The sequence below is a fragment of the Sphingomonas sp. BL-S-28 genome (genome assembly GCF_055521515.1).
Genome location: NZ_CM145483.1, coordinates 1072085 through 1086650 on the forward strand (window position 1 = coordinate 1072085; position 14566 = coordinate 1086650).

Below are 14566 nucleotides of genomic sequence, written 5' to 3' on the forward strand. Positions count from 1 at the left end.
GGGCAGCCAAAAGTGACGGTTTTCCCCTCATTTGTCGTGCTGCCCGGCCCGTTTCTCACATGGGCGCTAATTGAGCGAAGCGACTTTGGTTTGCCAGAGGAGGAGAATTGCGATGGAAATAACCAGAAGGCGTGCGGTAGTCGCAGCGTCAGGTGCCCTGATTGCCGGTTTGTTCGCCGGGATTGAACGCTCCGCGGCGGCAGGCACGCAGCATTTGCCCAATATCCTGTGGCTTGTGAGCGAGGACAACAATCCATTCCTCGGCGCTTACGGCGACACGTTAGCCCACACTCCGAATCTCGATGCCCTCGCAAAGAAGGGCGTCGTTTATCGAAATGCGTTTTCCAACGGTCCCGTATGCGCGACTTCACGCTTCGGCATTCTTACCGGAGCATATGCGGAAAGTTGCTCGCCAGCCCAGCACATGAGGGCAAACGCGCATTTGCCGGAGCAACTCAAAACCTATCCGCAGTTCCTTCGAGATGCAGGCTACTACTGCGTCAATAACTGGAAGGAAGATTACAATTGTGACGTCGATGCGAAGCGGATTTGGAATGAGTCCAGTCGCAAGGCGCAATGGTACAATCGTCCTTCCGGAAAGCCTTTCATGGCGGTGTATAATGACTTCACGACCCACGAATCGCAGGTCTTTTATACGACCCCTGGCCGCGTAAAGCCCGAAGACGTAAGAGTTCCTGGCTATCTGCCAGACACGCCGGAAGTTCGGGGCGATATTGCAAGTTACTACAATCGCATCGAGATCATGGACAAGAACTGCGGGGACAGGCTCGCCCAGATTGAACAGCAGGGCGTAGCCGACGATACAATCGTCTTCTATTATTCGGATAACGGAGGTATCGCACCGCGTAGCAAGCATTTTGCCTACGATGAGGGCTTCCGTACAGCCCTTATTGTTTACGTCCCTCCCAAATGGCAGCACTTGGCTCCGGCCCCTCCCGGCAGTGAAATTTTCACGCCGGTGAGCTACATCGACCTTGTCCCTACTCTCTTGTCATTGATTGGTCAGCCCAAAGCCCCCCACATGCCGGGCCGCGCGTTGTTGGGCCCCTTCAAGGGGAAACCTGAAGAATTCGCGTTTGGAAGTCGTAACCGCATGGATGAACGGTACGACTTTGTCCGCACAGTCTGCGACGGCAGGTTCAGATTGATTAGGAACTACAATCCGGATCGTCCTTCGGGCATCAACGAGGCCTTCGCCTGGCTCATGAAAAGCTACCAGTCATGGGAGTTGGAGCACCGAGAGGGACGGCTTAATACGGCCCAGGACAGCTTCTTCCAAGTTCGACCGTTCGAGGAATTCTATGACCTTCACACGGATCGGGATGAGCTCAGCAATCTGATTGATGATCCAAAACACCAATCACGGATCGCCAAAATGCGGCGCGCGCTCGATCGGCATATGCTGGAGATCAATGATAATGGCTTCATCCCCGAGGGGGCGCCCGGAGAAGGTTACTTCGAGAGCCGGAACCGATCTGTCTATCCGCTAGAAAAGCTGATGCGCTTGGCAGAGCGCAGCGCCAAGCGCGACTCTGCCAACCTTGCTGAATTCATGGCCAATTTGAACGACAAGAACCCGCTGGTTCGCTACTGGAGCGCTACCGGGTTACGGGGCCTCGCAAAATACGCTGGCCAAGCCCTTAGCGGCCTTACGAAAATGGCTAACGCCGACGCATGTGTCCATGCGAGGATAGCTGCTGCGCATGCGGTCGCTGAAGTCGGCGAGGCCGAAGCCGGTGTGTCGCTGCTGACCCAGATTTTCGACAGCGATGAAACTGTGCCGGTCCGGCTCCAGGCACTCGACGCACTAACGCTGATAGGCTCCCCCGCTCGCACGGCGCTGCCCTCACTGCGCCGGGCGGCTACCACGCCGCCGCCGCCAAGCGCAGGCGGAGTTGACGACTATATCGGGATCGCGAGCCGTTATCTGGTGGCCGTACTAGATGGTACCTACAAGCCCGATAGTCCCGTGTTCGGCAAGTGGCCCGCGGTAAAGTTTCCGCCGCCAACGCTCTAACCCCGGCTGCCACCGCAGACGCTGCTGTCTGCGGCCTTCTACCAGATGCTCTTCCCTGCCAAAAATACGTCCACGGCCCGCTCAAGGTGCTCGGCCGTTTCGCCTTCCAATTCCAGATCATCACGATCGGCGAGATAGCTATGTACTCCGCCGATGAGTCCTAGGAACATCTCGGATGCCAAGCGCGAATTCAAAACGTTCATGCCGTCGAGAGCACCGAATTTTTCGATGTCGCTCTGGATCACATCCACCATCCGATTGTAGCGGATCGACTGGATTTCCTCAGCCACCGCGCGGGTATTGCCCCAAGCTTCTCGGATCAAGTCGCCGAAAGCTTTGACTTCCGGATCTCGCCTCCAGCGCGTCAAGGAGCGCGCATAATGCTGCAGGCGTTCCCGAAGTGTATCCCCGCGAGGTTGTGGCCGGGCATCAGATATCGCTGACCATGCCGCTACACGGTCATGCATCACGGCACGCAGAAGCGCAGCCTTGTCATCGTAGCGTTGGTACAGCGTGGCCTTTGTTACACCGGCCTTTGCGGCGATCGCGTCCATAGTCGTCGCCGAAATTCCGTCGGCCAAAAAGCTACTTCTAGCGACATCGAGAACCCGTTTGTCGATGGCCGCAGCCTCGGCACGTGAAGGACGGCCACGAGAACGGCTTGCTCCCGCCAAACGGCCATTCTCGGGATCCTTCGGTTTCATTTCGAGCTCTAATTGCGGACTGTTTTCCATTCTCCTCGATCACTGGACCGATCATCAGTGTCAAGCAAGCGCCGTGGCGATGGAATCATACCGACGGTATATTTAATTGACGATGAGCCCTGTCGTTCAGATTATCAGCCTTCAAGAACAATGCTGACGAGAGCAGCGAGCCATCCGCGATGAGCGGATGTGGCGATACAAATGCAGGGAGAGTTTAATGGGGATGTCGCTCCGCAAACCGGTGGTTCTGACGACTTGCATCGCGGCGGTCGCAGTTTGTCCTGCCAATCTTGCAGCCCAACAGGCACCCCTGAACGCGGCTAAAATGCAGAAGATCGGTGAGGTCGACCGGCGCTACCAATCCTACAACCTTGACCTGATTGCCATCACGGGAATGTCGAGCCAGCCCGCAAAGGCGGCACCCAAGGGCAGTTCAGACGCGGACCATAGCGACGAGCGCGTGAATACCGTGATGAGCGGCGTCAAACTCGAAGAACCGCTCAATTTGTACAATCACCGCTTGCGTGCCCTCGCAGCCGGCCTTGGCCCAGCATATCTGCGAACGAGCGGCACCTCGGCGAACTCGGTGTTTTTCCAGAACGACGACAAGCCCGCGTCCCCTCCCCCTACCGGCTACAACACCGTCCTGACCCGCCAGCAATGGAAGGGCGTGATCGACTTTGCCAAGGCTGTCGACGCCAAGCTGCTCATGTCGTTCACGATCAATTCGGCTGTCAGGGATGCCCAAGGCACCTGGACTCCACTGCTTGCGCAGCCGTTGGCTGATTACACGCACAGCCTCGGTGGAGAAATTGACGCCGCCGAACTCGTAAATGAGCCTAATCTGCCCAACTACGGCGGCGCCCCCAAAGGCTACGATGGAAGCTGGTTTGCTCGCGATCAGGTCGCGTTCCACGCCTTTGTCGCTAAAACGCTGCCGAAGATGAAGATTGTGGGGCCGGGCGACGTGAATGTCGCCAATCTGCCACTTCCCGGCAACATTACGGCCAGCGCGCTCATGTCGGGTACGCCAACTCCCAAGTTCGACGTCATATCCTACCACTTCTATCCGGCGGTGGCGCCAAGGTGCGCCCCTGCTGACACCCCGGTGAGCACAACCCCGGAACTTTCCATGACGGACGCATGGTTCGCGCGAACGGAGAAGTCGTTCCTTGAGCACAAGGCGTTGCGAGACCGCTTCGCGCCTGGAGCGCCGATCTGGAATACCGAGACCGCTGGAGCCGCTTGCAGCGGGGCTCCTTGGAGCAGCACGTTCGTGGACAGCTTCCGCTATGTCGACCAGTTGGGGCGACTGGCGAAACTCGGGGCAGATGTGGTGTTCCACCAGACACTTGTGGGCGGCAACTACGGCCTGCTCGAACCCGAAACGTTTGCACCCCGCCCGAATTATTGGGCCGCTTTGTTGTGGAATCGGCTCGTCGGATCGACTGTCCTCGACGCTGGCGACCAACAGAAACCGGGTCTGCACGTCTACGCTCATTGCTCGGCTCAAAGCAAAGGCGGCGTGACCCTGGTGGCAATCAACGCGAGCAGTGCCGGGGAAACGCTACAGGTCTCGAAGGGGAGCCAAATCTACACGCTGACCGCACCCGAACTACAATCGAAGTCGGTCCTCCTGAATGGCAAGGCGCTCGAACTTGGCAGTGAAGACAGCCTTCCGTCGCTACGCCCTCTGGGCCTAAGCAGGGGATCGGCAACGCTGCCAGCAACGAGCATCTCCTTCCTGCAAATCCCGGATGCCCGAAATCCGGCTTGTCGTTAGTGCCTGGGGTGGATCACATGCCGATGCTCCCCATTCGCAATCGCCGGGTGCCACGCACAACTGCGACGGTAACCGCAATGTTGGCGATAACCCTCATCTTTTGCCCGCCCTTACCGGCGAAGGCACACCAAGCCGCGCGCGAACCGCGTACCGCGGCACCAGACTTCGCCGTGCTTCCCCCGACATTCGGAATGGGCACTATCGATCCCGCGCTGAAGGCCACAGTGCTGGCGCGCGCCAAGAGCTATCTCAATCGCCCACCTCGACCTGCGGCGCATATCCGGATCGAAGGCGTAAGCTCTGGTCAGACAGCCGCGCCGGGGGCCGCAAATCCGGCGCCTTCGAACGTGGGAGCGATCAGGGATGCCCGGGATAGCCTTGAGGACATGCCGATCATGTTCGATCTGGCATTCGCCTGGCGGCTCACTGGTCAGAAGGCATATCTCAAGCAGGCCGACCGCTATCTTGATGCTTGGGTTACCACCTACGAGCTGTCATTTAATCCCATCGACGAGGGTCGCTTCGACAGATTGATCCTCGCGTACGATCTCGTCGAAAGAGATCTGCCTCGTCCGACGCGCACCAAAGTCGACACGTTCCTGCGTAACATGGCTGTCGGCTACATCGACGCCATGGAGACCGGCAATGTCCCAATCAAGCCCACCCTGACGAACAACTGGCAAAGCCACCGCATCAAGCTCGCGGCGATGGCTGCCTTTCAAATCGGTGATGCGGATCTGGTTGAACGCGCGCACAAACTATTTGAGCGGCACGTCGACGCCAATCTTCGTCCTGACGGATCCACACTCGATTTCGCCCAGCGGGATGCACTGCATTATGTGAGTTACAGCCTCACTTCCCAGCTTCTCGCCGCCTTGGCTGGCAAAGCGCACGGGCAGGATTGGTTCGGTTACCACGGCGCCGATGGCCGAAATCTGCCGACCACTCTCAACTGGTTGAGCCAGTTCGCGAGCGGCGCCGAAACCCACATCGAATTCGTGAAGTCGGTTGTCCCGTTCGACCGGCAGCGTGCCGCTGCCGGTCGAGAAACTTACCAGAATAAGCCGTGGAATCCGGCGACCGCCAGCCACGCGTACCTGATGGCTGCCTGCCTTGACCCTAAATGGGACGCACTGGCCACCCAACTTGCGCGTCAGGCTGCCGTAACGCCCGGCCCGGATCAGGATGAGGACGGTCCAGGCGAGTGGCTGATGGTGCTGGAAAGGGAAGCTCAAAGGTGAGGGACGACATGACCATAGGACGGCGAGGCTTCCTTGTGGGATCCGCAGTGACCGCAACTGCCGCATCGTTTCCTGCGCTGGCTGCCCTGCCTCTCGAGACAGTGCCAATCCGGATCCGATCTCGTGAGGACATTGGAGATCTGCCACATATCTGGAGCTGCGTCGGCTCGGACCGAGCCGCGATCACCATGCGAGAGAGCTGGCGGGAAGATATTGACCTGGCGCGGGAGCAAATCGGTGTCCGACAGGTTCGCTTCCATGGCATTCTCAATGATGAGCTCGGAGTACTCACCCGCTATCCGCAGCATCGGTCCGGTACCGCTAATTTCCGCGATGTCGCTGAGGTTTATGACGGCTTGGTTGACCGCGGGCTGTCACCGTTCGTCGAGCTCAGTTTCATGCCCAGCGAACTTGCATCAGGCACGGCTGCGTTCGGGTTTTATAAGGGCAACATTACACCTCCGAAATCGATGGAGGCGTGGGGCCAGTTCATCGGTGACTTCACCCGTTTTATCGTCGATCGGTACGGCCTTGAAGCCGTGGCGAAATGGCCGATCGAGATTTGGAACGAGCCCGACCTGCCATTCTTTTTCACCGGCAAACAGTCCGACTACTTCGAGCTCTACAAGCACGCCGCCGTCGCAGTGAAGTCGGTGTCGCCGAGGCTTAGCGTGGGCGGGCCCGCGACGTCGGGCACTAAGTGGATTCCTGAGTTCCTAGACTTCTGCGCGGCCGAAAATGCGCCAGTGGATTTCGTCTCAACCCATAGTTATGCCGGTGGCATCGGCCCGGAAAAGGAGGGTGCCCCCGGTCTCTCCGTCAACGACATCATTCCTGATGCGATCAAAAGCGCACGGGCCTCGATAGCGGCCAGCAAAATGGCCAAGTTGCCCCTCTATATAAGTGAATGGTCGGCAGACAGCCCGGCTATGATCGCCCATGTCCTAAAGAGCGCTTTGGGAGAAGCGCAGATCATGTCCCATTGGGTTCTCAGCGGGACATATGAGGAGCTTGGCCCGGCAGACTATCTGCTGCAGGATGGCGCTATGGGTTGGTCCCTCCTGCAGCGCGGGATCCCGCGACCGGGATATAACACCTACCGCCTCCTCCACGCTCTGGGCGACAGGCGAGTATTCTCCGAAGGTCCGGCGCTGGCGTCGCGGAAGTCGAATGGATCGTTTGCAGCGCTGGTCTGGAACCTGGCTGAAGTTCCGCAAGCAGCCGGCATCCCTGGGGCCGATGCAACGCGCAATGTCGTGGGAACGCAGAAGCAGTTGCAGATCACAATCGAAGACCTCAAGCCGGGACAGGAACTCCTGGTCACCCAAGTCGACCAAACGCAAGGATCTCCGTTCCCTGCTTGGCGAGCAATGGGATCACCCAAACTTCCGACCTCTGCTCAAATCGCAGCACTGCGGAAGGCGGGCCAGCTTCCGCCCCCACAGCGTTACCGGCTTAATGGCGCTCGGCAGCTGTCACTGACACTGCCGCCAGAGGGCATCGCCCTCATCGAATCCAAATAGGTTCCAGAACCAGACGACATGCCGTCGAGCCCGCGATAGCGTCGCCAAAATCCTAACCTTCCTAAGGCTCTCAGGCATTCCGCCTGCCCCGAACTGCTCGTCCATCGCCGCAGCGAAAAACAGACGGTTCGACGCCCAAATGTCGTACAAAAAATTGACTCTCGGGGGCATCTGGCCAAGACCAATTACACTAATCGTACAATAAATGGGAGGGATTGAATGAAGGTCCATACGCTATGGCTGTGCTCAGCCGCGATGGCGGGTTTCACCACGCCAGCAATGGCTCAGCAGCAGACACAGCCTGTCGCCAACGAAGCCGATCCGACCAATGTCATCATTGTCCAGGCACGACGCCGCGACGAGGACGTGCAGGACGTTCCGGCTGTCATCGACACTGTCACCTCTGAGGAAGTCGCCAAACTCAACCTCCGCGACTTCAAGGATGTTTCGTCGATCGTTCCGGGTCTCCAACTGACCACGGAATCGAACGGCACCGGCGGCAATGCACGCATGCGCGGCGTGAACTTCGACATCACGGCGAGCGGCAACAATCCCACCGTCGAATTCTACTTCAACGATGCTCCGATCACCGCCGGCGTCATTCTGCAGCAGATGTACGATATCGGGCAGATCGAAGTTCAGCGCGGCCCGCAAGGTACCCTGCGCGGACGAGCGGCACCGTCGGGGGCTATCACTGTCACCGCGAAGAAGCCGGATCTCTATTCCTATGGCGGTGTGGTGGACCTGACCGCCAACAATATCGGCACGACCAACTTCAAGGGTGCTGTCAATATCCCGATCATCGAGGGCATCGCCGCCATCCGCGCGGCCGGCGTCTGGGATGAAGGTGACGGCGACCGCGTGCGCACCATCTACAGCGGCCGCGATCCATATGCCCGCACCAAAAGCGGCCGCATTTCGGCGCTCGTGCAGCCGACTGACTGGTTCAAGGCTGAAGCGCTCTATCAGCGCCTCGACCGACTGTCGTACGCCTACGACCAGGTTGCCTCGTTCAGCGAAGCCAACCCGGACGCTCTGCCGAGCCCGGTCTTCATTTCGACTAAGGATCGCCTTTCCAATCAGGAAACCGCCCGCCGCATCCATCAGGTCTATGACATCTACAACTGGCGTGCAGAAGCAACGTTCGCCGGCCAGAACCTGATCTATCAGGGTCAGCACTACACTCAGAAGATCTCCTCTACGGCCAACCAGGACGGTGCGAACTTCTTCCCGGGGGACGTCTGGCAGACCACGTTCTCGCACCCTTCCTCGACCTCACATGAAGTGCGCCTCCAGAACAGCGAACGCATGTTCGGCTTCCTGGACTACGTGGCAGGTTTCTTCGATTATAAGAACAGCTCGCCAACCGAGCTGACCAGCCCAACGATGATCGGCTTGCCCACTGGACGGCTGATTACGGTTGTCTACACGCCCGTCGCGCGCGTCGGCAACTCGCATGAGCAGTCGTTCTTCGGCAACCTGACCGGCCATATCGGCGATGCTTTCGAGCTCTCCGGTGGCCTGCGTCATATCGATTACACCTCGCATGACGAGACGATCGTCAACGGAACCACCATTTCCACGGACGGGCAGGATGCCAAGAAGTGGATCTACTCCGCGTCGGCGAAGTACAATATCAATCGCGACCTGATGGTCTACGCGAGCACGGGAAGCTCCTGGCGCCCGGGGATCAATGTCGTCGGCGATTTCAGCCTCGCCCGCTCGGCGCTTGAGAACTCGTTCACCAATCTTCCGGCGGAATCCTCCAAGTCGTACGAAGTTGGTGTGAAGAGCACCTTCCTCGACGGTAGGCTCCGCGCAAACCTGACCGCCTACCATCAGAAGTTCAAAAACTACCCGTACCGCGTTGGCGGTCAGGGCGTCTATTTCGTCAACACCGTGGCCGTCCGGAATGCCGCCGGCGCCGTAACTGGTATCGCGCAGCAGGTTTCGCAGTTCAATTTCGTCGGCGCAGTTCCCGTCGAAGTGAACGGCCTGGAAGGCGACCTCAATTTCAGCGTGACACCGCAGTGGTCGATCGGGGTCGTCGGCAGCTACTCGCTTGGTAAGATCAAAAACGGCACCGTGCCGTGCAACGATCTGAACGGCGACGGCATCCCGGACTCGGTTACCTCGGCGCCTAGCTTGGCTCAACTGCAGGCCGCAGTCGGCGCCAACAATCTGGCCTCCTGCAAGGTCACTCAGCGTTCGGGCTTCCAGGCTCCGTTCAGCGCGTCGGTAACCAGCGAGTACACCTTGCCAATCTCGGACAAGGTCGACTCCTACCTGCGCGGTCTGTTCAGCTTCAATGGCAGCTCGCAAACCGACCCGACCAACAGGTTCGACGATGTCGGTGCTTACGGCCTGCTCAACCTGTTCGCGGGCATCCGTGATCCGAAGGGGGCGTGGGAAGTATCGCTGTTCGCCAAGAACATCATCGGCACGACCAAGACGCTCTCGCGGACCAACCCGCTCTTCACGAGCTACCTGATCCCCACGGGCGCCACGTCCACGGTCGCAGCTACGGCAACCAGCACCTATACGGGCGTCACGACGACCACGCCTCGCGAGTTCGGTATCAACGTCCGTTATGCTTTCGGCTCGCGCTAACTAGTTTTGAATGAGCTCCCTCCGAGCTCCCAACCTTGGCGGGTGCCCTTGCGGCCCCGCCATTTTTTGTTTGCCACAGCTGACACTAATTTGCTGGACGGACTTAGATCTGGAGCCCCTGAAGGGAGTTGAAGCATGAATTTGCAAAGCTCGAACAAGGCTAAAATCGCGCGCCGGCTTATTGAAGTCCTGGAATATTTCGACGCCGAACATCGTGACTTGACCGTGATGGATATCGTTCGACGCTATAACCGTCCGCAATCTAGTACGTCAGAACTGCTGACGAGCCTCGTCGAGCTTGGACTACTCTATAGAGATCCTGAGCTACGAACCTATCGACTGACTGCCCGGGCGGCAATTATGGGAACCTGCGGTCAATCGGGAATCATCCGTGATGGACGGATCGTTCGCCTCATCGACCACATCGTTGAGCAAAACGGCCTGACGGTCATGCTCAGCTCACGCGTTGGAATCGACGCGCAGCTTATTGCCTGCCGGCATGGGGAGCGCTCAGTCGCGATAAATCGAGGCATCACCAATGGAGTAAAGGAGCGTCTTTCCAACAATGCACCGGGATGGTTAATGCTCGCGGCCTCAGCGGAGGGGACCTGGGAAGGATTGCTCCGGCGCTTAAACCATGAAGCAACGGCCGAAACCAAATTCCAAATCTCGGAAATGTTGGGAAGGATCTCACGCGTTCGCGCGAACGGCTACTGCGTGGGACCAGCTGGTTATGGAATATCTGCGAACTCAGTCTCGCGCTTGATCCCGCAGCAGGACAGCGAACACCCTTTGGTAATTAGTATCCTGCCAGACAAATCAGGAGTGGCAGAAATCCAAGACCTACTCGATGTCCTTGATAATTCGATCCAAGAATGTCTTAAAAATGAACATGGTCATTCTATTCATCCAGACGATGGTGGCTCGGTTGAGTTTCTGATTGATCGTTGAATTTTCCAACATGCATTAGATCGAGAAGATTATTCAAGCTGCAACCTCGCACGATAATCTTGAGAATGGTTCTCGGTTGGCTCCGAATTTGGATCGAGGCCGCCACCGCGATCACCGATGGATCGCAATTGACAGACGCGGCCTGCTCCATAAAAGAAACTGTTAGTAGTTTTTGGTCGAGGGAACCGGCAGGCTGTTTTATGCCCTCCCCCGACGAATTGGCCCGACCGAGATCAAGAAATATAAGCTAGCTTGGGTAAGGACGTTATGAGCTTTCAACTAGACCGACGCACCCGTCGCGACGAGGATCGCAAATCGGCCATCGCCCCGGGCCAATTTTTTAGCGAGGACTTGCCGGCGCTCCTTGAGCTTCATGGTGATGTTGCTACCGCTGGTTATCAAGCGATGAGCCCCCGTGCGCTGACAATCAGAGTGGCGGATGAAGCCTGGACGCTGTCCTTATCTTTTTTGGGCGAGCGGATTGTCGTCGAACCCGGGGAAACCAGCGATGCCTTGATTGTCACGCTGACGGCTCAGCAATTTACCGAGCTTGCGCAAAATGAGATTTCATTCAACGGCTTGCTTACCGCTCGCGCGCTACAATTCGAAGGCGGCTCGTTGCTCGATTTGTCAATCTGGGACTCCCTTTGGATCTCCATACTCGAAGGGTGGCCATTGGTCTCCGGCGAGCTTGGCTTCCGGGATCAGCGAGGCGCCACACTCGATTTGAAGCGCAGCTTTGGACCGGAAGATTCCGCTGAGGAAATTGGTCATTTTCTAAGAGAAGCAGGGTTCGTCCACCTCCGAGGCTGGGTCCCGCCAAGCCTAATCGAGAAAATCTCGCGGGAGATGGATGAAGCGCGAAGCGCCTATGCGGAGGGTGATGGAAAATCGTGGTGGGCGCAGCTCGCCGATGGCCAACGCGTTTGCGTGCGCCTGCAGGAATTTGTCGAGCGCTCACCATCCACTCGCGAGTTGTTGACGAGCGAACTTTGGGAACGGCTCATAACCGTTCTGGAAGCTAACGACGCGCTCGCCCGTAAGCCGGCCGAAGGGCGCATCATTGAAGCGTTGTTCAAGCCTGTAGGTGTCGTATCAGGGCCTTCAGACCTGTCCCTTCACCGTGACTGCCATCTGGGGCGCCATAGCTATGCGTGCGCTCGGATGACGGTTGGGGTAGCTATCAGCGCCTCCAGCCCTGAAAACGGCCAGCTTCGCGTCGCAGCGGGTTCCCACCGGCTCGCAATGCCGGTCGAAGTAGCAAAAAGCGCCCCGTACCTCCCGATTGTCGCCCTTGTTACAGCGCCCGGCGATCTGACCGTTCACCTCTCTTGCACATTGCATGAAGCGACGCCGCCGCTCACTTCGGAGCGCCGCGTCCTCTACACCGAAATTCCGCTCCGGGAAGACGATGGCCGTTTGATCGACACCAGCGTCGGTGAGTTGCGGGAACAGGTCAGCGATCTAATTCGCGATTCAAGCAACTAGATCGCTGCCCGGGGAGGGGTAACCATGCGGGCACATAACATCGAAGGGGGGCTAGACGAAGGCAGTGTTGCGCCGTCTCTCCGCTCTCCCGGACGGCGCCTACAAGGCTCAGTCATTCACAAGATCGGCCAAGATATCATTTCGGGCCACTATCCAGCAGGCAGTATTCTTGCTGGCGAATTGGTCTTGGCAGATCAATTGGATATCTCGCGGGGGGCAGTGCGTGAGGCGATGCGAGTTCTCGCCTCCAAAGGGCTGATCGAGAGCAAGCCCAAATGCGGAACCCGCGTCCTCTCGCGGGATCGGTGGAATATTCTCGATCCCGAAGTCATCGCTTGGGCCTTTTCGGTAGAACCCGATCAGGAGCTTGTTCGTGACATTTTCGAGCTACGGGGCGCTGTTGAACCAGCGGCCGCACAATTGGCCGCACAGCGCCGGACCAGTGAGGACCTGACGGCAATGCGGAACGCTCTTGCGGTAATGCGAGAGTCGATGGCTGGCACGAGGGGGCGCACCGCCGACCGCGAGTTTCACCACGCGATACTTCGTGCAACCCGCAATTCAGCCCTGCTGGGCCTGCAAGCCAGCATCGATGCGGTGATCACATGGACAACCCGTTACAAAGAACGGGCCACGGTCTTGCCGCGAAACTCGATCCCGGATCACGTGGCCGTATATCGCGCCATTGCAGCTCGAGAGCCAGAACAAGCACATGCGCATATGAAGCGGTTAATTGAGCGGGCCTTGGAAGATACACGCAGCGCATCGGCTACTTTGGCTGATGCGGCGATTCCAAGATAATCCAAAGAGGGGCAGTTCATACGCCTTCGGTGTCGTGCCGCAGCTATTCCAACCTTGTTTGTTTGCATCGCCACAGAGCGCTTAAGAGAGGATAGATCAGATGAGGAACCTGTCTCGCCGTGGGGTGCTCGCCGGCGGCGCCGCAATCGCCGCGAGCCAGGCAATTCCTGTCCTCGCGCAACCCCGAACTTCTTCACGGAACAGCTCATTTCTACCCGGTGCGGAGTGGCTCGACACGGCCGGCAAACCCATCCAGGCCCACGGCGGCTCCGTCATGCGCGTCGGCGACGCATTCTACTGGTACGGCGAAAACAAGGAATTCACGAGCGCAACCGGCGATGTCTGGACGTGGGGCGTTCGCTGCTACCGCTCGCAGGATCTCTACAACTGGGAGGACCTAGGGCTGATCATCGCGCCTGATGAGCACGACCCCGCCTCACCTCTCAACCCGCGAACCGTCAAACTGGACCGCCCACACATCCTCTACAATCAGCGAACACGCAAATTCGTGTGTTGGCTCAAGATCATGGGCAAGACGGACCAAACACGCACAATCCTGACGGCGGACAAGATCACGGGCCCCTACACGATCGTCCGCAGCGAGTTACGGCCGCTAGGCATGAGCGCGGGCGATTTCGATCTGGTCGCTCATCCCGCCGATGGCAAAGCCTATATGTACTTCGAACGGGTTCACAGCGAACTCATTTGCGCAGATCTGACGGACGATTACACGGACGTGACAGGCTATTATTCGACACATTTCCCTTACGGTGCACCACCGTTGGTTCGGGAAGGTCCTGCGTTTTTCGCGCGTCGAGGTAAATATTATCTCGCGACATCAGGGACCTCCGGCTACTTCCCCAACCCTTCGCAGATCGCGATCGCGGACACATATCACGGGCCGTGGGCCAACCTGGGCGATCTGCACCCCCAGGATAGATCCCGGACCTCCTTCAACTCGCAGATCAGTTGTATCTTCAAGGTCCCATCCAAACAGGACCTGTACATTGCGATGGCGGACCGCTGGATGGGGCCACAAGATAGCGTCGCCTTCACGAGCGGTGAGACCTCTGTTCTCCTTCAAAGTGCCATAACCAAGGCCATGCAACGCCCGCGCGGCGAACTGACTGCCGAAGAACGCCGGGTAATGCCCATACTGACGGCCAACGTGGATACGTCGAAAGCCCGCTACGTCTGGTTGCCTCTGATCTTCCAGGGTGATCGCCCTACCATCGCGTGGCGCACGCAGTGGTCGCTGGATGAATTTGCGTAGGTCCTCGGCGGAAACATACGCCGTCTAGCACGGCGTCCGGTCTGGCGTTGATCTTGACAGGAGGCCGCTTCCCCCCGCATCGCTGGATTGTCGCACCGTTTTAACCGATCTCATCCCTCCGGTGCCGTTCGTCATGCCCCACGATCGGGTGAGA

At 58.3% G+C, this 14566-nt stretch carries 10 protein-coding genes; 9 read left to right on the forward strand and 1 reads right to left on the reverse strand.

Annotated elements, in window-relative coordinates; genetic code table 11:
* Nucleotides 1-112: 112 nt before the first annotated feature.
* Entirely contained in the window at nt 113-2038 is a 1926-nt protein-coding gene (locus tag ACZ1JC_RS04620; RefSeq protein ID WP_465139088.1) for a sulfatase family protein, read from the forward strand.
* Between the two features lie 38 nt (nt 2039-2076).
* Here ACZ1JC_RS04620 and ACZ1JC_RS04625 read toward each other — a convergent pair whose 3' ends face one another.
* On the reverse strand, nt 2077-2772 hold the full coding sequence (locus tag ACZ1JC_RS04625) for a TetR/AcrR family transcriptional regulator (RefSeq protein ID WP_465139087.1): 696 nt from the start codon (nt 2770-2772) through the stop codon (nt 2077-2079).
* A gap of 187 nt (nt 2773-2959) precedes the next feature.
* Between ACZ1JC_RS04625 and ACZ1JC_RS04630 the strand changes: the two genes are divergently transcribed.
* The 8 genes from ACZ1JC_RS04630 to ACZ1JC_RS04665 all read left to right on the forward strand — a co-directional run bounded on the left by ACZ1JC_RS04630 (nt 2960) and on the right by ACZ1JC_RS04665 (nt 14412).
* Entirely contained in the window at nt 2960-4525 is a 1566-nt protein-coding gene (locus tag ACZ1JC_RS04630) for a glycosyl hydrolase family 79 N-terminal domain-containing protein (protein WP_465139086.1), read from the forward strand.
* 191 nt (nt 4526-4716) lie between these two features.
* Nucleotides 4717-5766, forward strand: a complete 1050-nt coding sequence (locus ACZ1JC_RS04635) for an alginate lyase family protein (protein ID WP_465139085.1) — start codon at nt 4717-4719, stop codon at nt 5764-5766.
* Between the two features lie 47 nt (nt 5767-5813).
* The gene (locus ACZ1JC_RS04640; RefSeq protein ID WP_465139084.1) at nt 5814-7289 is read left to right on the forward strand and encodes a GH39 family glycosyl hydrolase; all 1476 of its coding nucleotides are present in this window, start codon (nt 5814-5816) and stop codon (nt 7287-7289) included.
* Nucleotides 7290-7508: 219 nt separating this feature from the next.
* Nucleotides 7509-9899: a TonB-dependent receptor gene (locus tag ACZ1JC_RS04645; RefSeq protein WP_465139083.1), complete on the forward strand. Its 2391-nt coding sequence runs from the start codon at nt 7509-7511 to the stop codon at nt 9897-9899.
* Nucleotides 9900-10034: 135 nt separating this feature from the next.
* A complete protein-coding gene (locus ACZ1JC_RS04650; protein WP_465139082.1) occupies nt 10035-10850 on the forward strand; it encodes a helix-turn-helix domain-containing protein in 816 nt (271 codons plus the stop codon).
* A gap of 267 nt (nt 10851-11117) precedes the next feature.
* The gene (locus ACZ1JC_RS04655) at nt 11118-12338 is read left to right on the forward strand and encodes a phytanoyl-CoA dioxygenase family protein (RefSeq protein WP_465139081.1); all 1221 of its coding nucleotides are present in this window, start codon (nt 11118-11120) and stop codon (nt 12336-12338) included.
* A 24-nt stretch (nt 12339-12362) separates the two neighbouring features.
* Nucleotides 12363-13139, forward strand: a complete 777-nt coding sequence (locus ACZ1JC_RS04660) for a FadR/GntR family transcriptional regulator (protein ID WP_465139080.1) — start codon at nt 12363-12365, stop codon at nt 13137-13139.
* A 100-nt stretch (nt 13140-13239) separates the two neighbouring features.
* Nucleotides 13240-14412: a family 43 glycosylhydrolase gene (locus ACZ1JC_RS04665; RefSeq protein WP_465139079.1), complete on the forward strand. Its 1173-nt coding sequence runs from the start codon at nt 13240-13242 to the stop codon at nt 14410-14412.
* The last annotated feature ends 154 nt before the right edge of the window (nt 14413-14566 follow it).